Raw genomic sequence first — 17,642 nt, 5'->3', positions numbered from 1 at the left:
CTGTCAGCAGCTAGACTTTGCCTTTATCGGATGTTCCGGCCAGGACAGTGCGGACATCTTCGTCGGCATGCTCAAGCAAGGTTCTGACCGCCACATACGCACCTCGCGAGTCCCGAGCGCGTATGGCTTCAAAAACATCGCGGTGCTCCTGCAAGCAATGCTGGTGGTGAAAATTCGAGCTCGAAACACGGAAGCTCATCTGGAAATACTGGCGGAAGAGATTGGCCAGAGGGGCCATGAAGACGTTGTTGGACGCGGTGTAAAGCGCGGTGTGAAAGGCGATATCGCCTTCCACCCACTTGTCGAAGTCGGTCTTGGCGTTGGACATGACTTCGAGCGCCGATTCCAGGGCATAGAGCTGTTCGAGCGTCGCCTTCTTGGCCGCCTCGGCGGCGGCTGCCGGTTCGATCGCCGAACGGAAGGCAAAGAGGTGCTGCAGCTTGCTCGCCGCGTCCCCGCTTTGCTGCACCCATGAAAACACCATGGGGTCGAGAAAATTCCACTCATTGGTAGGCAGGACCCAGGTGCCGATGCCGGAGCCGGTCTTGAGCAGTCCCTTGGAAGCCAAGAGTTTTACCGCCTCGCGAACGACGGTCCGGCTGACCCCGAACCGCGCGCAAAGTTCCGGCTCAGACGGGACGAGCTCGCCTACCGGCATGCGGTCGGACACAATATCCATGCCCAGTTCGCTTGCCACCGTCAGGTGCAGGTTTGATCTGAGTTCTCTCACCTTGGCGGTGGGCGCGGTATTTTCCATGTAGCGTTGCTCGCTTTGCCTCAGTGGTGCCTAGACGCCAGCGGCCTGGGCCTGTGCCAGGATCGTCTGGCAAACCCGCATCGTCTTGACCGTGTCGCGGAATGGAGAAGAACACAAGTCCGTCCCCGATTTGAGGGAGTCGATGAATTCCCGGTTCTTAGCAGCGAAACCGCCGAAGACGAAGTTCTGATCGCTTCCGGCTGCGTCCTGGGTTGTCAATGTTTCACCCTTGTAGTCGTTGTCGAGATAGATATGCGCTTCTGACTCGACTTCCACATCGGCATAACCGCCAGGGACGTGAATTTGGGCACGGAATACCCGCCGGCCCGACGCCCAGTTGCACACAACCTGGCACGAAGAGCCATTGTCGAAATGCAGGGTGGCTGAAAACCAGTTGATGTCTGGAACGCCGATCCGGCGGCATTCGCTCTCAACCTTGACCACTTCGCCGCCGCAGATCCAGCGGGCGGTATCAATGGCATGGGTGCCATCGTCCATCATGCGATCCCTGGCGATCAGCATGGGCGTCGGATCGCATTTGAAGAACTCGACGACCCCGTGCACGACCGGCCCCTTTTCGAGCAGACGGTCACGAACCTGAATCAGGACCGGCGCGGTGCGCCGCTGGTGGCTGACCTGGGTGATCAGCCCCCTGCTTTCGGCGAGATAGGCCAGCGCCTCTGCCTGGTGCGTGGTCAGGCCCATCGGTTTTTCGATGTAGAGGTTGAAGCCGTTGGTGAGGCACCAGTGCCAGATGGGGTACATGATCTCGGGCTGGCCGATGACATAGACCCCATCGGGCTTCAGGTCGGTCAGGACCGTTTGATAGTCGGTGTCGAGACCGAGCAGGAAGCGGGCAGTTTCGGGGATGCCGAACTTGTCGCAGGTGGCGTTGAGGCGTTCGGCGCGCGTCTCGAGCACGCCTACGATCTCGACGTCGTCGAAGCAGGCGAGCGAAGGATAATGCACATTGTTCGCCATATTGCCGGCGCCGATGATGCAGATGCGGACTTTGCGGTCAGTGATCATTTTTGTCCCAGATTTCAGTTCTGCCAGGCGGCGTCGGTGAGCCGGCGCAAGTAGGCCACATCGGATGCGAGATAGGGCAAGACGTCGTCGCCCATACGTTGGGGCTGTCCTGCGGGATCGGAATATTCGCCCGGCAGCACGAACCAGCCGCTGAAATTGCGACGGCGCAATTCAGCCACCAGTTGAGACCAGGAGTAGGCACCGTTGGGGCCTGTGGTCCAATGGGTCTCGAACACGGCCTCGGCCTCTTCCGGGCCGTTCACGCGTTTGCGGAAGGCGTTCTTGAAGTTGATGAGGCCCGGAATGCGGTCCCACAGCAGATCGACGGACAATTCGATCGGCTCACCGGCAATGCCGCAATGGGCCATGTCCAGGATGGCACAGACGTGTCGCGGATCGTATTTTTCCATCAGGTGAAAGAGGCCGATAGCGCTGCCGATGCAGTTGCCGGAGTGGTTCTGCACACCAATCCGCACGCCGGTCTCGTCGAGCAAGGGCAGCAGTTCGTCATAACGGGCGCGGTGTTGCGCGATGGTGTCGGCATATCGCGCCTTGCTCAGGTCAATCCCCACCATGGTGCGCACAATCGAGATGCCATTGTCGCCGCATGCCCTGATAATGGCATCGTCGAGCGGCGCAGCAACGCTGGCGATCGACAGACCGCGCTCCGCCAGCACTTTTACGGCGCGTGGCAGGGTTTCGGCGACATTGTCGGGTGCCACCTGGTAGCCCGGGCGGATAGGAAGTTCGATGCCCTCGACCCCGAGGGCCGCCATGCGATCAGCGACGGCCTCGATCGCATCGTTCCAGGGCTTTGTGAAAACAGCCAGCTTGATGTCTGACACTCTATTCTCCGGTCAATAATTTGGCGGGCGTGCCGCCAGGAATGGGGTTGGGGATGTCGCGTGGTGCGGTCGATCAGACCATGCGCATGGACATGCCGCCATCGATGGCGAAGGTCTCGCCGGTGATGAAATCGTTCTCGCTCAGTTGGATGATAAGCGAAGCCACGTCCTCGGGTTGGCCCTCGCGGCCGAGGGGAATTCGGTTGGCGAGGTTATTGCGACGTGCTTCTTCGGTCATGGCAGCCTGGAAGGGCGTGCGGATGATGCCGGGGGCGACGCAGTTCACACGGATGTTCTCGGCCGCATGATCCCGAGCCAAGGCCCGCGCCATCTGGATCAGCGATGCCTTGACCACCTGGTAGGCAACCGTGCCCGGACATCCACGCAAAGCGGCGGCCGACGACAGCAGCGTCATCGACCCGCCGCGCAGCGCGAGCAGCGGGTGGGCGGCGCGGAACAGATGGAAGGTCGAGTGCACATGGACGGCGAAGGCCGCCATCCAGTCTTCGGGTGAAATATTGAGCGCAGTTCCGGGGGCGGGACCGCCGGCGGCATGGACCACGATGTCCAGGCGATCGAACTCGGCCTTCGCCTTTTCGACCAGAAGTGGCGCCGTCTCAGGCTGGCTGGCGTCGCCTGCCAAGAACACGCAGCGTGCCCCGGCGGTCCCTGCGTCGGCCAATTCAGCCAAAACCGGCTCCTTGGGCCGACGGGCATTCACCACCACGTTCACACCGCGGGCCAGCAGGGCCCTGGTCGTGGCGAGGCCGATGCCCGACGTGCCGCCCGTCACCAGGGCAGTCGCTCCTTTAAGGTCAATCAAGTCAAATACTCCATGAGGGCGTCGCGGACGCCTTGAATGGGAGCGCAGTCACTTCTCGGCAAAGGCCGTGAGGCCCGAGACGATGTAGCGTTGCGCGAAGAAATAGCCGATCACGACGGGGATGACGGTCACCAGGGTGGCCGCGAGCAGGGCCGGATAAGACATCGAGGAATCCGGACCGAAGAAGGTGAAGAGACCGACGCTGGCCACGGCCACATCCTTGTTGCTGGCGATGACCAGCGGCACGAGGAATTCCGACCAGGCAGAGACGAAGATGAGGAAGCCGGCGACCGACAGCCCCGGCAGGCTGAGCGGCATGATGATGCTCCAATAGGTGCGCCATTTCGAACAGCCATCGATGGCCGCCGCCTCGTCGAGCGAGCGCGGCACGGTGTCGAAAAAGCCCTTGAGCACCCAGACCGTGATCGGAATGTGCGTGGCCGTGTAGATGATCACGAGGGCCGCGTGGGTGTTGAGCAGGCCCAACTGGTTCATGATCATGTAGTATGGAACGATGTTCACCGTGCTCGGAATGAGCTGCAGGCCGAGCAGGGCGACAAGCAGCACGTTCTTGTAGCGAAAATCCCAGCGGGACAGCGCATAGGCGGCAAGCCCACCGAAGAACAGCGTGAACAGCACCGTGAAGAACGACACGATGACCGTGTTCCAGATGTAATTGCCGAAGCCGAGCCGCTGGAAGAGGTCGAAGAAATTTTGCAGGGTAGGCGAGCGCGGCCAGATGGTCGGGGGATAGGTGAAAAGTTCGTTGGCATTCTTGAAGCCGCCGAACAGGGCCCAGCTCAATGGGCCAAGCACGGCGAGAATGAGCAGCGGATAGAAGATATAGGCTACCGGATTGGGATCGAGCGGACCGCGGCCGGGGCGGCGCCTCGGGGCGCCCTGCTGCGCGATGGTCATGTCAATTCTCCCGCCGCGGTTGCAGCACCGCCAGATAGAGGATGATGAGGACGAGATTGGCGATCAGCATGATGGTGCCGATGGTGGCGCCGTAGCCGATGTCGAGATGAAAGAACGATTGCTTGTAGAGCGAGATGGCAATCAGTTCGGTCGCATTGCCCGGTCCGCCGCCGGTCAGTGCCAGCGGAATGTCGAGGCTGTTGAGCGCGCCGCCGGTGCTCATGATGACGCTGATCAGCATGATTGGGCGCAGCATTGGCAGGGTGATGTAGCGGAAGCGCTGCCAGCGCGAGGCGCCGTCGATGGTCGCGGCTTCAAACGCGTCGCGTGGCAGGGTCTGCAGGCCGCCTAGAAACATGATCACGGAGAAGGGGATGCCGCGCCAGGTGCACACCGCGATCAGGATAGTCATGGCCAGCACGGGGTCGGAGAACCAGGATTGCTGTCCGATGCCAAAGAGCGAGAGCACGTAATTGCCAAAGCCGAGGCGGCTGCCCCCGAAAATCTGGAGGAAGACGAGACCGACAACGACCGAAGGCAAAACCCAGGGCAGGATGGTCATTGACCGCATGATCTGGTGCCCGGGCAGCCGCTGGTTGAGAAGAATAGCGACGGCAAGGCCAATGCAGGCTTGCAGGACCACGCAGCAGGCGACGAACAGCGCGGTATTGCGCGCGATCAGGCCAAGGTCGGGTGAGGTGAAGAAGCGAACATAGTTGTCGAGGCCAACGAAGGACGAGCCGACATAGCCCAGATTGATGTTCGTCAGGCTCATGTAGATGCCGTAGAGCGCGGGAAAAAGCGTCATCGACAGGACGATGGCAACCCCCGGAAACAGGAAGAAGAAATAGCCGTTGAGCCTGAATTTCGGGCGCCTGGCGCTGACGCGCCGGGCAGGGGCGGCGCCTGTCGCGTGGATGTCGGTTGTCATGGGATATCTCCTGCCGGCGAAGCGTGGAGGCGCTTCGCCGGCCAATGCCGGGTTTACGGACGACCGGATCAGCGGGTCGTCTGGCGCTCGTATTCGGGCATTACCGCATCGCGCGCCGCAAGGACGGCATCCTCGGGAGAGATCGCCCCGCTGATGACCCCGGCAAGTTGAGAGGAAATTGCCGAGGAAATTGCCGTATAAATCGGAACAGCCGGACGCGTCTTCATGTTGCCATCATAGAGCTTGCGGTAGCTCTGCATGATCGGCGTGGTGGAGAAGAAGGTGTTGTTTTCCCAGATCGAGCTGCGCACCGGCAGGATGCCAAGGGCCTCGCACACCTCACCGAGGTTTTCGGACTCGGTCATGAACTCGATGAATTTCCAGGCAGCTTCCGCCCGCTCCGGATCCTTGACCGTCAGGCCATAAGCGAAGCCACCGAGGATCGTCACCGGCTCGGTTCCTGCCACCGGCATGGGGTAGGGGGCTACCGACATGTCGTTTTCGAGATCGGGAAGTTCGCTCCACATCTGCTTGACGCCCGAAGAACTGCCACCGATGGCCAGCACTTCGCCGCCGTAGAAATATGGCCGCAGGGCGCCCTCGTCCATGGTGGTGACATCGGCGAGCATGGCGCCGGAGGCGACCAGGTCGTGATACATCTGATAGACTTGGGCCAGATGGGCGGCATTCTCGCCCTCGAAGAAAATCGGGGCGCCTTCCGCATCGACCAATTCACCGCCGAGGCCCCAATAGATGGCCAGCATATGCATGGTGGAAGGTTCGTCCGTCGCCTTGGCCGGGACCATTTCGGCGCTCATGCCCTGCGCCTTGAGCTGTTCGGCCGCAGCCATCATCTCGTCGACGGTTTTGGGAAACTCGTCGAGGCCGATCGCCTGCAGGGTGCTCGGACGATAAAGCAGCCCGCGCATGCCGGTTTGGAACATCACCGCATAGGGCTTGCCGTCGATCGTTTCGGCATCGATCACGGCAGGGTGGAAATCGGCGCGGTCTTCCGCCGGCCAATAGGTGTCGAGGGACTGCAGGACGTCGGACTGAACGAGGCGCGCGATCCACTGGCCATCGACGATCACGGCATCGGGCAGATTGTTCGATGATGCCAGGGTCAGCAGCTTCTGCAGCCCGGTCGGGCCTGGATCGAGCAGCTCGTATTTGAGCGTGATATCGGGGTTTTCCTGCTGGAATTCCTCGTAAAGGCGCTGGTGGATTTCGGCGGCCGGCACGAAGCCTGCAGCGGGGCTATAGCCCGACGTCACCAGGATATTGAGTTCAACGGCCACGGCCGGCGACGATGCGATGGCCAGCACGCTAGCGGCCGCCATCAACCCAAATCTTGAAATCATCTTTCCTCCTCAGCGCATCGGACCGTTCTCACGGATTGGTCTGGGCGGCCCGGCTGTGCGCTGGTCGGAGAAAAGACCCATCAGACGTTTCTGTCAATAACATAATATGTTTGACAGCAAAAAATAAACGTATGATGTTTTGCGCAACGGAGGAGCTGTCATGACGAGCCAAAATTGCGCCCATTGTGCGGGATTGAACGAGCACAGGCTGTGGGAGGGTGAGCGGCAGCGCATCGTCCTCGTGCATGACACCGGCTTTGAGGGTTGGTGCCGTGTCATCTGGAACGACCATGTCAGCGAGTTGACAGATCTATCGGGCGAAGACCGGCAGGCGGTGATCTCTGCGGTGATTGCGCTTGAGGAGGCGCTACGGGCCGAGCTTCAGCCATGGAAGATCAACATCGCTGCCCTCGGCACTGGCGCGCCGCATCTGCACTTCCATGTCGTGCCGCGGTTCCGGGACGACCCGACCTTTCCTGATCCGGTCTGGCTCGCGTCGCAGCGTCAAAGTGACCGCGTGCTGCCGGAGGGTTTTGCCGACCGCATGGCGCAACGTCTTTCTCTGGCCCTCGGCGCCTCTGCCGTCTGACAGGCTGTCATCATTCATATTGGGAGGATCACATGGCCAATGTTGCCATAAACCAGGCCAGAAAGTTCTACGGGATGGTCGAGGCCCTCAAGGGCATCGACATCGACATCGAGGATGGCCAGTTCGTCGTACTCGTGGGTCCCTCGGGATGCGGCAAGTCGACCCTGCTGCGCATGATAGCGGGCCTCGAGACCATATCGGACGGCGATATCCTGATCGGGGACACGGTGGTCAACGATCTCGCGCCGAAAGACCGCGACATCGCCATGGTCTTTCAGAACTACGCTCTCTATCCGCACATGACCGTTGCCCAGAACATGGGGTTCTCGCTCAAGCTTCAGGGCGTTCCGAAAGACGAGATCAAGAGCAAGGTCGAGAATGCGGCTGCGATCCTCGGGCTTGGTACGCTGCTCGACCGGCAACCGCGCCAGCTCTCGGGCGGCCAGCGCCAGCGTGTGGCTATGGGCCGCGCCATCGTGCGCAACCCGCAGGTTTTTCTCTTCGACGAGCCGCTGTCCAATCTCGATGCCAAGCTGCGGGTGCAGATGCGCACCGAAATCAAGGAATTGCATCAACGTCTGCGCACCACGACTGTTTACGTCACCCATGACCAGATCGAGGCCATGACCATGGCCGACAAGATCGTGGTCATGCGCGACGGCATGGTCGAACAGATCGGCTCCCCCCTCGATCTCTACGACCGGCCCGCCAATGTGTTCGTCGCCGGCTTCATTGGGTCGCCCTCCATGAATTTTCTGTCGGGAACAATGACGCCCGACGGCTTCCGGACCGAGGAGGGCATCGTGTTGCCGGTACCCGCCGGTGCGGCATCCGGGGCTATCACTTATGGCGTTCGTCCCGAGCATATCGAGCTGATCGAGGGCGACGGTATTGCTGCCGAATTGGTTGTGATCGAACCCACCGGTGCCGAAACCCAGTTCGTGGCAAGGCTCGGCGGCCAATCGGTCACGGGTCTCGTGCGCGATCGCCTGCAGCAAAGGCCCGGAGACACGATCCGCATCAGGCCGATGGTGGACGCGGTGCACCTGTTCGACCGCTCTGGCGCACGGCTGGACCAGTCCCGGCAGTAAAGTAGAGGCCGCTGTTTGCGGCCTGAATTTCGCAATGGCGTTCCGCATCGTGAAAATCCTTGCCAAGCGAGGAGATGTGTCGGGCCGTCTCGTTTAGCGCTTCTGGAAGAGGAGGGCGTCCATGCGCGATACAATCAAATCCGTCGAAGCATTCCAGCTGGAATGGATCCCGGGCAATTCACGGCTGACCAATAGCGGCTGGGTCCGCATCGCCACCGAGGCGGGCGTGGTCGGCTACGGTGAAGTTTCGCCGATGATGGGTGGCGAGCACTCGATCGACATCATCAATCGCTATGTCGCTCCCATGGTCGTTGGTGCAGATCCGCTCGATCATGCCGTGCTCTACGACAAGGCGTTGCACAAGCTGGTCAAGCTGGGGCCGGAAGGCGCGGTGACTGGCGCGCTGGCCGGGGTGGATATTGCCCTGTGGGATCTCAAGGGCAAGCTGCTCGACCAGCCGATTTATAAGCTGCTTGGTGGCGCCTGGCGCACCGAACTGCCGTTCTACTCGTCCGTCGGGGGCAACCAGGATACGACGGTCGAGGAGACGGTCGCCCGTGTCGAACGCCGCTGGCGCAAGGAGCAGCCCTCGGCGATCAAGTTCCGGCTCGATGGCGACCGGACGCGACAGGATAGCGACATTCCCGGCGATATCGCCAAGATCCGTGCCGTTCGCGCCCTGGTTGGCAATGATATGCCCTTGGCGTTCGACGCCAACAACCAGTATTCGATCAGCGGCGCCATGCAGGTCGGCCGGGTGCTCGAAGACCTTGGCTATGCCTGGTTCGAGGAGCCGGTGCAGCACTATCACGTCCATGCCATGGGCGAGGTGGCCCAGAGACTGAGCATCACCGTCTCGGCTGGCGAGCAGAGCTATACGACCCAGGCCCTGGTCGACCTCATTCGCTCGGGCGTGCGCATGGTCCAGCCCGACATCATCAAGATGGGCGGCATTACCGGCCTCATGCAGTGCGCGGCCATCTGCTTCGCCCATGGGGTGGAGTTCGTGCCCCACCAGACTCAGCCGGGCATCGGCCACATGGCCAATCTGCACGTGCTTTCGACGGTCATGCACATGACCAAGCCGGCTGAATACGCTGACGCGTCGGGGCGGACGGACATCGCCTTTACCCATCCGATCGGTCCGGAGAACGGCCGGTTCAAACTCAGCGAGCGATCTGGGCTGGGGCTCGACGTCAATGAAGAGGAAATCGCCAGGCGCCGGGTCTAGGCGCAGGGCAAAGGGCATCGATCCCAGAGGAGGGGACATGACACTATCTCGTAGGACATTTCTTGGCGCGGCCGGTGCTGCCGGTGTCGCCATGGGGCTAGGCCTCAATCTCGCGGCGCAGGCGCAGGAGGCGGGCACCATCACCATGGCTCTGGCCGTGCGTGGGCTCAATGCGCTCAGCCCGCAGCAGACCGGTACCGTCGGCGCCGACAACTGGGTGATGTTCCAGATGTACAACGGCCTCGTGAAGGTGCCGGACGGTACCTATGCGAACCGGCCCGAGGACTTCGAGCCGGCCCTGGCCGAAAGCTGGGAGAACACCGAGGACGCCCTGACCTGGACCTATCGCCTGCGCAAGGGCGTGCAATTCCACAAGGGCTACGGCGAGATGACCGCCGAGGACGTGCTGTTCACCTACAACCGCCAACTCGATCCCGACACCGTGACGGTCAACAAGCTCTATTTCGGCAATATCGCCTCCATCGAGGCGCCGGACGACTACACGATCGTCATTACTCTCAAGCGCCCCGATCCGATGTTCAACGGCACGGTGGTTTCGACCCTGTCGGCCGCGATCCTGAGCAAGAAGGCCTTCGAGGAGAAGGGCGAGAGCTACAATTTCGATCCCATCGGAACGGGCCCGTTCCAGCTCGAAAGCTATGATGATGCGCAGGGTGCCCTGCTGACGGCCTTCCCCGAATTCTGGGGTGAAAAAGCCGCTACCGAGCGCCTGCTGTTTACCTTCATCGCCGACACGACTGCCCGCACGCTCGCCTTCGCTTCCGGCCAGGCCGACATGATCGACGGCGTCCGTTCGCCCGGCTGGATCGAATCCATGCAGCAGCGCTCGGCGGACACCGTTTTCGACGTGACCTCGCCAGGCAGCTTCAACTTCCTGCACCTCAATCTGACGCGCAAGCCGCTTGACGACATTCGCGTTCGTCAGGCCATTCGCTATGCGATCGACAACGAACAGATCGCGCAGGCCTATGGTGCGGTGGCCAAGCCCATGGTCGGCCTCATCGCCAGCCAGTTCGAAGGCTCGGTCACCAAGGACGAGCTGCCCGAGGAGCTCAAGTACAATTACGACCCGGAAAAGGCGAAGGCCTTGCTGGCAGAAGCCGGTCTTGGGGGTGGCGTCACCATTCCCTGCTATGTCAGCCAGCGCGAGGACTACCAGACGATCATGCTGATCGTGCAGGAGCAACTGCGTGCGGTCGGCATCAATCTCGACATGCCGGTCATCGAGCACAACACGTTCCATGCGGATAACCGCAACGACAAGAACGCCATGCCGCTCAATTCGACGAGCTATCCGCCCCTGCCGGTCAATATCTTCACCCAGCAGGTTTCGGGCCCGGCCACCGTCAAAGCCGACGGCACCGGCGGTGGCAATTATAGCCACTATGGCGAAGTGATCCCCGGCATCGACGATCTGTTGGCCAAGGTTCAGGACGAACCCAGCTTTGAGGCGCGGGTCGCGATCTTCAAGGAGATCGAGAAGAAGATCCTGACCGACCTTCCATGTCTCGGCATCATCACGCTCGGCTATGTGGTGGCCCGTAATCCGCGTGTCGACCTCGGATACGAAGTCGTGTCGGGTGGCGCTGCCTGGGCACTGTGGCGCGCGCGCCGCGCGGCCTGATCAATCGGGGGTGGCGCCCGTCGCCACCCCTATCTGCAGGTCTCTGAACCGGAGAGGCGGCCGTGGGACGTACTCTTATCATGCGATTGCTCGATGCAATCCCGACCGTTTTCCTGGTGCTCGCACTGGTATTCTTCGCCATGCGCATCCTGCCGGGCGACCCGGCGCTGGCAGCGCTGGGGGACATGGCGACCGCCGAGCAGCTGGCGATCCTGCGCGAACAGATGGGGCTCAATGACCCACTGTGGCTGCAGTTCTTTAACTTCATCCGCGGCGTGTTTCTGCTCGATTTTGGGACCTCGACATCCAATGGTCGGCAGGTCATCCAGCTTATTGCCTACAACCTGCCCTACACGATCGAACTGACACTCGTCGCCATGCTCATGGGCATTCTGGCCGGCGTGCCGCTCGGGGTCATGGCAGCCACCAATCGGAACAAGCTTCCGGACAGTGGAGTGCGGGTCTTCTCGCTGATCGGTTATGCCATTCCTGATTTCTATCTTGGGGCGCTACTGCTCATTACCTTCGCCCTCAATCTGGGCTGGTTTCCCATCAATGGCGGCGGCGACGGTTTTGCCGACCGCATGTACCATGTGTTTCTGCCCGCTCTCACGCTTGCCTTTGTCAAGGCAGCCTTCATCGGTCGGCTGACCCGCACCTCGCTCCTTGAGGTTCTGGGGAAGGATTTCGTGCGCACCGCGCGCGCCAAAGGCGCCAAGGAAAGCCGGGTCATCTATCGCCATGGCCTGCGCAACGCTCTCCTGCCGATCACGACAGGTCTTGGGTTGAGCCTGCTGGCAACGCTGTCGGGGTCCGTGGCCATCGAGATGGTCTTCAATCGACCCGGCGTCGGCAAACTGCTCGTCAATGCGATTTCCGAGCGGGACTACGCTGTGATCCAAGGCGGCGTGGTGGTCTTCGCCATGTTCGTGGTGGTCATCAACCTGCTGATGGATCTCGTCTACATCATCGTCGACCCACGGATACGGGGGAAATAATGAGCCTTCTCAGCGAAGCGAGGCCGGTATTGCCTCCCCAGCCCACCACTCTCGATGTCGTTCGCGAAACGCTCTTAGGCAAGCCCGGAACGATCTTTGCCGTTCTCGTTATTGTCATCTTCGTTTTGGTCGCGATCCTCGCCCCTGTGCTTGCGCCCTACGATCCGCTCGCGCAGTCGATGATCAAGATCAACAGGCTTCCAAGTTCCGAAAACTGGCTCGGAACCGACCAGTTCGGCCGCGACGTGCTCTCGCGCATCATCTATGGATCGCGTAACTCGCTGCTCTTTGGATTGATTTCGCCATTTTGCGCGGCGATCGTCGGCACCACGTTGGGGGTCCTGGCGGGGTATTTCGGCGGCGTGATCGACAGAGTCATTTCGCGCGTCATCGACCTGCTGCTGGCCTTTCCCGAACTGCTCCTTGCCATTCTGATCGCTGCGGTGCTCGGGGGCGGCTTCTGGAATGTGATCTTCGTGATCACGATCGCCTTTGTGCCGGGTTTTGCGCGTCTGGCGCGAGCCCAGACCATGGCAGTCAAGCGCGAGCCCTATGTCGAGGCGGCCATTTCCGTCGGGGTGCGCACGCCTGTCATCATCATGCGCCACATCATTCCCAACATCATGGCACCGATCGTGGTGCTTGCCATGCTCTGGGTCGCCTCCGCCATTCGCCTCGAGGCCTCGCTGAGCTTTCTCGGCATCGGTACGCCGCCGCCGAATCCAAGCTGGGGCAACATCATCCGCGATGGCCTCAACAATATCTTCGGCTCTCCCTGGCCGATCATCGGCGCCGGTGCCGCCATCACGCTGGTCGTGCTCGCCTTCAACCTGGTGGGGGATGCGATCCGCGACGCGCTCGATCCGTCCACCTCTTCGTCCGAGTGAGGCGCAACATCATGAGTGACAAGCCTTCCTCGCCTATCCTTTCTGTCCGCGACCTGAGGACCAGTTTTCGCACGCCGACCGGCTGGACGCAGATCGTCAAGGGAACCTCATTCGATATTGAGCCGCGCCAGACGCTGGCAGTGGTGGGGGAATCGGGATCAGGCAAGAGCGTCACAGCGCTTTCGATCATGCGCCTCCTCGACCCTGCCTCCAGCCGCATCGAAGGGTCAGTAACGCTTGCCGGACAGGAATTGATCGGCCTGCCCGAGGCACAGATGCGCCTGGTGCGCGGGCGGCAGATCGGCATGGTCTTCCAGGAGGCTCTGACCAGCCTCAATCCGTTGGTGCGGATCGGCGACCAGATCGCCGAGACCCTGACCATACATGACCAGATGGATGGGGCGGCAGCCAAGGCGGAGGCCGTGCGCCTTCTGGAACGTGTGCGCATCCCCGCCGCCAAGGCGAGAGCCGAGGACCTGCCGCACAGTCTCTCCGGCGGTATGCGGCAACGCGTCATGATCGCGATGGCGCTGGCCTGCAAACCGAAGCTGCTGATCGCCGATGAGCCGACGACCGCCCTCGACGTCACGATCCAGGCCCAGATCTTGCAACTGATCAAGCAGTTGCAGCAGGAAGAGGAGATGGGCGTCCTCTTCATCACGCACGATATGGGCGTGGTGGCCGAGATCGCCGAACGCACCGTGGTGATGCTCGGTGGCGAGGTGGTCGAGCAGGGCGCGACGGACACGATCTTCTCGGCGCCCACGAGCGCCTATACGCGGAGCCTGATCGCTGCGGTGCCACAATTGGGCAGCGCGATCTCGGGGCAGCCGGAACACTTCCCGCTCATCGACAAGACGAGCGGAGAATTGCGTATTTCGGCCCCGCGTCCCGATACGGTGAAGCATGTTGCGACGCCCGCTCTCTCGGTGCGCAATCTCGTCAAGCGCTTCGATATTCCCTCCGGTTTCTTCGGCGGCATCAAAGGACGCGTCCATGCCGTCGAGAATGTCAGCTTTGATATTCTGCCCGGCGAGACGCTTTCCCTGGTCGGAGAATCGGGCTGCGGGAAATCGACTACCGGCCGCACCATCATGAGGCTCACCGCGCCACAAAGTGGAGAGGTGCGTATCGATGGCCAAGATGTGCTGAGCCTCGACGCCGCCCGGATGCGCGACATGCGCCGGCATATCCAGATGATCTTTCAGGATCCGTTCGCCAGCCTCAATCCACGCATCCGTGTGGGTGAAGCTGTGGCCGAACCGTTCCTGACGCACAAGCTCGGTACACGCGAGCAGGCGCGCGCCATGGTGGCCGACCTGCTCGAACGTGTGGGGCTCGATCCGGCCGTTGCAAGCCGCTACCCCCAGCAATTCTCGGGCGGGCAGCGCCAGCGCATCTGTATTGCAAGGGCCTTGTCACTGTCGCCCAAGGTGATCGTGGCGGACGAGTCTGTGTCCGGGCTCGACGTGTCGATCAAGGCGCAGGTGGTCAATCTGCTGCTCGACCTGCAGCAGCAATTGGGGCTGAGCTACCTCTTCATTTCCCACGATATGGCCGTCGTCGAGCGGATGAGCCATCGCGTCGCCGTGATGTATCTGGGCGAAATCGTCGAGATCGGCCCCACAAAGGCGGTGTTCGCCAATCCTCAGCATCCCTACACGAAGCGCCTCATCGCTGCCGTTCCGGTGCCTGATCCGGCCCGTCGGAACCAGGTGCGAGGCGTCGACAATTTCGAAATCAAGAGTCCGATCCGGAGCCTCGACTACGTGCCGCTGGCGCAAGAGTACCGGGATCTCGGAGGCGGGCATCTGGTCCAGGAATGGAAGGAAGATTGGCAGAGGATGGTGCCGGCGGCCTGAGGAGGGCGTGGCTGTCGGGCCGTTGAGAAGGAGGAGGTGGACGTGGTTTTGATATCGCCCGGCAAGGGCGCGGCCCGTGATCCCGCAAGCCGATCGGGAAGTGTGCAGTCGGTCGATCGCGCTTTATCGCTGCTTGAGGCCCTCGCGGAGGACGAAGAAGGCTGCCGGCTTGTGGACTTGGCGGGACGCACGAGGTTATCGCCTTCAACGGCGCACCGACTGCTGACGACGCTGCAGAAGCGTCAATTCGTCCAATTCGACCCAACGGACGGCCTCTGGCATGTGGGGCGGCAGAGCTTCATGGTGGGCACGCGCTTCGTTCGGCGACGGAATTTCGTGGCCACGGCGCTACCCTATCTGCGAAGGCTGCGCGACCTGACCCGTGAGACCGCAAATCTGGGCTATATCGAGGACGGCGAGGTCGTCGTCCTCTCGCAGGTCGAGAGCCGGGAGATCATGCGTGCCATCACTCGGGTCGGCGGTCATGTGCCGATCGTCAACTCGGGTCTGGGCAAGGCCATCCTCTCGACCTATTCGCCGGAAGAAGTGGCCGCGAGCGTCGCTGTGCGGGGGATGCAACGCTTTACGCCGAAGTCGATCCTGCGCATGTCGGCCCTCAAGGAGGAACTGCATCGAGTGAGGATCAATGGCTACGCGATCGACGACGAGGAATATCAGGTCGGCCTGCGCTGCATCGCCGCCACTGTCTACGATTCCCATTCAGAAGTGCTTTGCGCCGTTTCCGTTTCCGGCTTGACCGCCCGTCTGACGGATGAGCGCGTGGAGCCGGTGGGCGAGGTGGTCGCCCAGATTGCTCGGGAACTTACACTGTCGTTGGGCGGTCAGGCCCCCGCAGGTCACTGAACCCGCGATCCGGGAGGGCAGGGCTTGTGTATCGGGAAAGCCGTTTTCATCAGATGAAAGCGTCCCGCATCGTGAAAAGTATGATTAAATCGAGCCGATATCCCGCCTACCTCAAATAGCCTTCTCCCATCGCCAGTTTGCCAGTGCAATCCGGCGTCGGTGGGAGGAGAGATAATGGTAAATCGGAGAACATTCCTGGCAGCCGGTGCCGCAGGCGCCATCCTGGCGGGCGGACTTGGACGCAGTGCCTGGGCGCAGGATGGGAGCGACACGCTGAGGGTCGCTTTCGCTGCCGGCGGACCGCGCAATTTCGATGCGGCAAAGATCAACCAGGGGGCCGATGCCTGGACCATCAATCACGTCCATGATCGGCTGGTGACCGCGCCGCTGGGCCGCTATCCCGAAAGCCTCGATGAGCTGCAGCCCGGTCTAGCCTTGTCCTGGAACGTGGCGGAGGATGCGCGCACCTGGACCTTCAAGCTGCGTGAAGGCGTGCAGTTTCACAAGGGTTATGGCGAGATGACGTCGGACGACGTCAAGTACTCGCTGGAGCGCATGCTCGACCCCGAGCGGGCCGGCACGAGCCGGGCCGTGTTCGAGAACATTGCCAGTATTGAGCAGACCGGTCCCTACGACGTCGTGTTCTCGCTCAAGAGGCCCGATCCGCTGTTTCCCGTGAGTTCGCTGCTCGGCTATTCGACAAATATCATGTCTCGCAAGGCGATCGAAGAGAAGGGCGAGACCGCCATCGAGTTCGATCCTATCGGCACCGGACCCTATCAGGTGGAGAAGGTTCACGAAAATCCCGCGGACGGGGTGACGCTCGTTGCCAATCCCGACTATTGGGGCGAGCCGCCGGCAACGCCGCGCATCCACTTCAGCTATGTGGCCGACACCACGGCCCGCACGTTGGCCCTGCTTTCGGGTGATCTCGACATGATCGAGGGCGTCCGTGCGCCCGGCTGGGTACCTTCGCTCGAGCAACAGCGGCCGGGCCTTGGTTTTGACGTCTCCCGTCCGGGAAGCTTTTTCTCCCTGCACGTCAATCTCAGGATCAAGCCGTTCGACGATGTCCGCGTGCGCCAGGCGATCTTTTACGCCATCGACCGCAAGGAGATCGCCCAGGCCATGGCCCCGTTCGGGGCCGAGACCTACGGTGTCAATCCGCCCAGTTTCCTGGGGGCCTTCACTGCAGAGACCATTCCGGACGACATCCGCTACGATCTCGACATCGAGAAATCCCAGGCACTGCTGGCGGAGGCTGGCATCGCGAATTTTACCTTCGACGCCTATACGTCACAGCGCGAGGACTATTCGTCCATCGCCCTGATGGTACAGGAGCAGCTTCGCCGCGCCGGCATCACCATGAACCTGGCGGTCAAGGAGCACACCACGTTCCATGCAGACCAGGTGGCAGGCACCAATTCGCTCTCCATGCTTTCTGCTGCGTTCCCGCCCGTGCCCACAGTGCCGCTGCTGCAGTATCTCTCGTCCACGAGTGCTGCGGAGGGCGGGCAGAACCTGAGCCGCTACGGTCTCGAAATGCCGGGTATCGATGAGATGATCGAGGCCGCCCTGTCCGAGGCCAATCTCGACAGGCGGCTCGAACTGGTCCGAGAGGCCGAGGCCCAGGTGCTGCGCGATGCGGTCTATCTGCCCATCTGCACCAATGGCTTCCTTATGGTCCGCGGGGTCGGCGTCGATCTCGGCTACGAGGTGGAATCGGGCGGTTCGGACTGGGATCTGACGCGCATGACCCGCACGTGAGCAAACGACCTGGCCGGCGGCGACGCCGGCCACCTGGCGCTGCC

At 61.7% G+C, this 17,642-nt stretch carries 16 protein-coding genes; 9 read left to right on the top strand and 7 right to left on the bottom strand.

What is annotated here, in order from left to right; genetic code table 11:
- Positions 1-10 precede the first annotated feature (10 nt).
- The 7 genes from J7557_RS21260 to J7557_RS21230 form a co-directional block, all read right to left on the bottom strand.
- Positions 11-757: a FadR/GntR family transcriptional regulator gene (locus tag J7557_RS21260; RefSeq protein ID WP_291422425.1), complete on the bottom strand. Its 747-nt coding sequence runs from the start codon at positions 755-757 to the stop codon at positions 11-13.
- Positions 758-787: 30 nt separating this feature from the next.
- Entirely contained in the window at positions 788-1,786 is a 999-nt protein-coding gene (locus J7557_RS21255; protein WP_291422423.1) for a Gfo/Idh/MocA family oxidoreductase, read from the bottom strand.
- Positions 1,787-1,800: 14 nt separating this feature from the next.
- The gene (locus J7557_RS21250; protein ID WP_291422421.1) at positions 1,801-2,631 is read right to left on the bottom strand and encodes a TIM barrel protein; all 831 of its coding nucleotides are present in this window, start codon (positions 2,629-2,631) and stop codon (positions 1,801-1,803) included.
- Positions 2,632-2,704: 73 nt separating this feature from the next.
- On the bottom strand, positions 2,705-3,454 hold the full coding sequence (locus J7557_RS21245; RefSeq protein WP_291422418.1) for an SDR family NAD(P)-dependent oxidoreductase: 750 nt from the start codon (positions 3,452-3,454) through the stop codon (positions 2,705-2,707).
- Positions 3,455-3,502: 48 nt separating this feature from the next.
- Positions 3,503-4,372, bottom strand: a complete 870-nt coding sequence (locus J7557_RS21240; protein ID WP_291422416.1) for a carbohydrate ABC transporter permease — start codon at positions 4,370-4,372, stop codon at positions 3,503-3,505.
- 1 nt (position 4,373) lies between these two features.
- Positions 4,374-5,303 carry a carbohydrate ABC transporter permease gene (locus J7557_RS21235; protein ID WP_291422414.1) on the bottom strand — a complete coding sequence of 310 codons (930 nt, stop codon included), beginning with the start codon at positions 5,301-5,303 and terminating at the stop codon, positions 4,374-4,376.
- Between the two features lie 68 nt (positions 5,304-5,371).
- Positions 5,372-6,664 (bottom strand): extracellular solute-binding protein, encoded by a 1,293-nt coding sequence (locus J7557_RS21230; protein ID WP_291422412.1) that lies wholly within the window; start codon positions 6,662-6,664, stop codon positions 5,372-5,374.
- Between the two features lie 160 nt (positions 6,665-6,824).
- Between J7557_RS21230 and J7557_RS21225 the strand changes: the two genes are divergently transcribed.
- From J7557_RS21225 to J7557_RS21185, 9 genes are all read left to right on the top strand, one after another.
- On the top strand, positions 6,825-7,253 hold the full coding sequence (locus J7557_RS21225) for an HIT family protein (protein WP_291422411.1): 429 nt from the start codon (positions 6,825-6,827) through the stop codon (positions 7,251-7,253).
- 32 nt (positions 7,254-7,285) lie between these two features.
- On the top strand, positions 7,286-8,344 hold the full coding sequence (locus J7557_RS21220; protein WP_291422409.1) for an ABC transporter ATP-binding protein: 1,059 nt from the start codon (positions 7,286-7,288) through the stop codon (positions 8,342-8,344).
- Between the two features lie 121 nt (positions 8,345-8,465).
- Entirely contained in the window at positions 8,466-9,575 is a 1,110-nt protein-coding gene (locus tag J7557_RS21215; RefSeq protein ID WP_291422407.1) for a mandelate racemase/muconate lactonizing enzyme family protein, read from the top strand.
- Between the two features lie 37 nt (positions 9,576-9,612).
- A complete protein-coding gene (locus J7557_RS21210; protein ID WP_291422405.1) occupies positions 9,613-11,220 on the top strand; it encodes an ABC transporter substrate-binding protein in 1,608 nt (535 codons plus the stop codon).
- Positions 11,221-11,282: 62 nt separating this feature from the next.
- The gene (locus J7557_RS21205) at positions 11,283-12,218 is read left to right on the top strand and encodes an ABC transporter permease (protein ID WP_291422403.1); all 936 of its coding nucleotides are present in this window, start codon (positions 11,283-11,285) and stop codon (positions 12,216-12,218) included.
- A complete protein-coding gene (locus J7557_RS21200; protein WP_291422401.1) occupies positions 12,218-13,105 on the top strand; it encodes an ABC transporter permease in 888 nt (295 codons plus the stop codon). The genes J7557_RS21205 and J7557_RS21200 overlap by 1 nt, the downstream gene beginning before the upstream one ends.
- An 11-nt stretch (positions 13,106-13,116) precedes the next feature.
- Entirely contained in the window at positions 13,117-14,967 is a 1,851-nt protein-coding gene (locus tag J7557_RS21195; protein WP_291422399.1) for an ABC transporter ATP-binding protein, read from the top strand.
- A 42-nt stretch (positions 14,968-15,009) separates the two neighbouring features.
- Positions 15,010-15,831: an IclR family transcriptional regulator gene (locus J7557_RS21190; protein ID WP_291422397.1), complete on the top strand. Its 822-nt coding sequence runs from the start codon at positions 15,010-15,012 to the stop codon at positions 15,829-15,831.
- Between the two features lie 174 nt (positions 15,832-16,005).
- Complete coding sequence (locus J7557_RS21185; protein WP_291422395.1) at positions 16,006-17,598, top strand: ABC transporter substrate-binding protein; 1,593 nt, start codon at positions 16,006-16,008, stop codon at positions 17,596-17,598.
- Positions 17,599-17,642 lie beyond the last annotated feature (44 nt).

The sequence above is a fragment of the Devosia sp. genome, assembly GCF_017744655.1.
In the GTDB taxonomy this organism is placed as follows: domain Bacteria; phylum Pseudomonadota; class Alphaproteobacteria; order Rhizobiales; family Devosiaceae; genus Devosia.
This window is presented reverse-complemented; position numbering and strand designations above follow the sequence as displayed.

What these genes read in the sequence shown, in the direction of transcription:
- J7557_RS21220 (WP_291422409.1), top strand. Translation starts at nt 7,286, where the DNA reads ATGGCCAATGTTGCCATAAACCAGGCCAGAAAGTTCTACGGGATGGTC.
- J7557_RS21225 (WP_291422411.1), top strand. Translation starts at nt 6,825, where the DNA reads ATGACGAGCCAAAATTGCGCCCATTGTGCGGGATTGAACGAGCACAGG.
- J7557_RS21195 (WP_291422399.1), top strand. Translation starts at nt 13,117, where the DNA reads ATGAGTGACAAGCCTTCCTCGCCTATCCTTTCTGTCCGCGACCTGAGG.
- J7557_RS21240 (WP_291422416.1), bottom strand. Translation starts at nt 4,372, where the DNA reads ATGACCATCGCGCAGCAGGGCGCCCCGAGGCGCCGCCCCGGCCGCGGT.
- J7557_RS21235 (WP_291422414.1), bottom strand. Translation starts at nt 5,303, where the DNA reads ATGACAACCGACATCCACGCGACAGGCGCCGCCCCTGCCCGGCGCGTC.
- J7557_RS21255 (WP_291422423.1), bottom strand. Translation starts at nt 1,786, where the DNA reads ATGATCACTGACCGCAAAGTCCGCATCTGCATCATCGGCGCCGGCAAT.
- J7557_RS21210 (WP_291422405.1), top strand. Translation starts at nt 9,613, where the DNA reads ATGACACTATCTCGTAGGACATTTCTTGGCGCGGCCGGTGCTGCCGGT.
- J7557_RS21215 (WP_291422407.1), top strand. Translation starts at nt 8,466, where the DNA reads ATGCGCGATACAATCAAATCCGTCGAAGCATTCCAGCTGGAATGGATC.
- J7557_RS21200 (WP_291422401.1), top strand. Translation starts at nt 12,218, where the DNA reads ATGAGCCTTCTCAGCGAAGCGAGGCCGGTATTGCCTCCCCAGCCCACC.
- J7557_RS21260 (WP_291422425.1), bottom strand. Translation starts at nt 757, where the DNA reads ATGGAAAATACCGCGCCCACCGCCAAGGTGAGAGAACTCAGATCAAAC.
- J7557_RS21185 (WP_291422395.1), top strand. Translation starts at nt 16,006, where the DNA reads ATGGTAAATCGGAGAACATTCCTGGCAGCCGGTGCCGCAGGCGCCATC.
- J7557_RS21230 (WP_291422412.1), bottom strand. Translation starts at nt 6,664, where the DNA reads ATGATTTCAAGATTTGGGTTGATGGCGGCCGCTAGCGTGCTGGCCATC.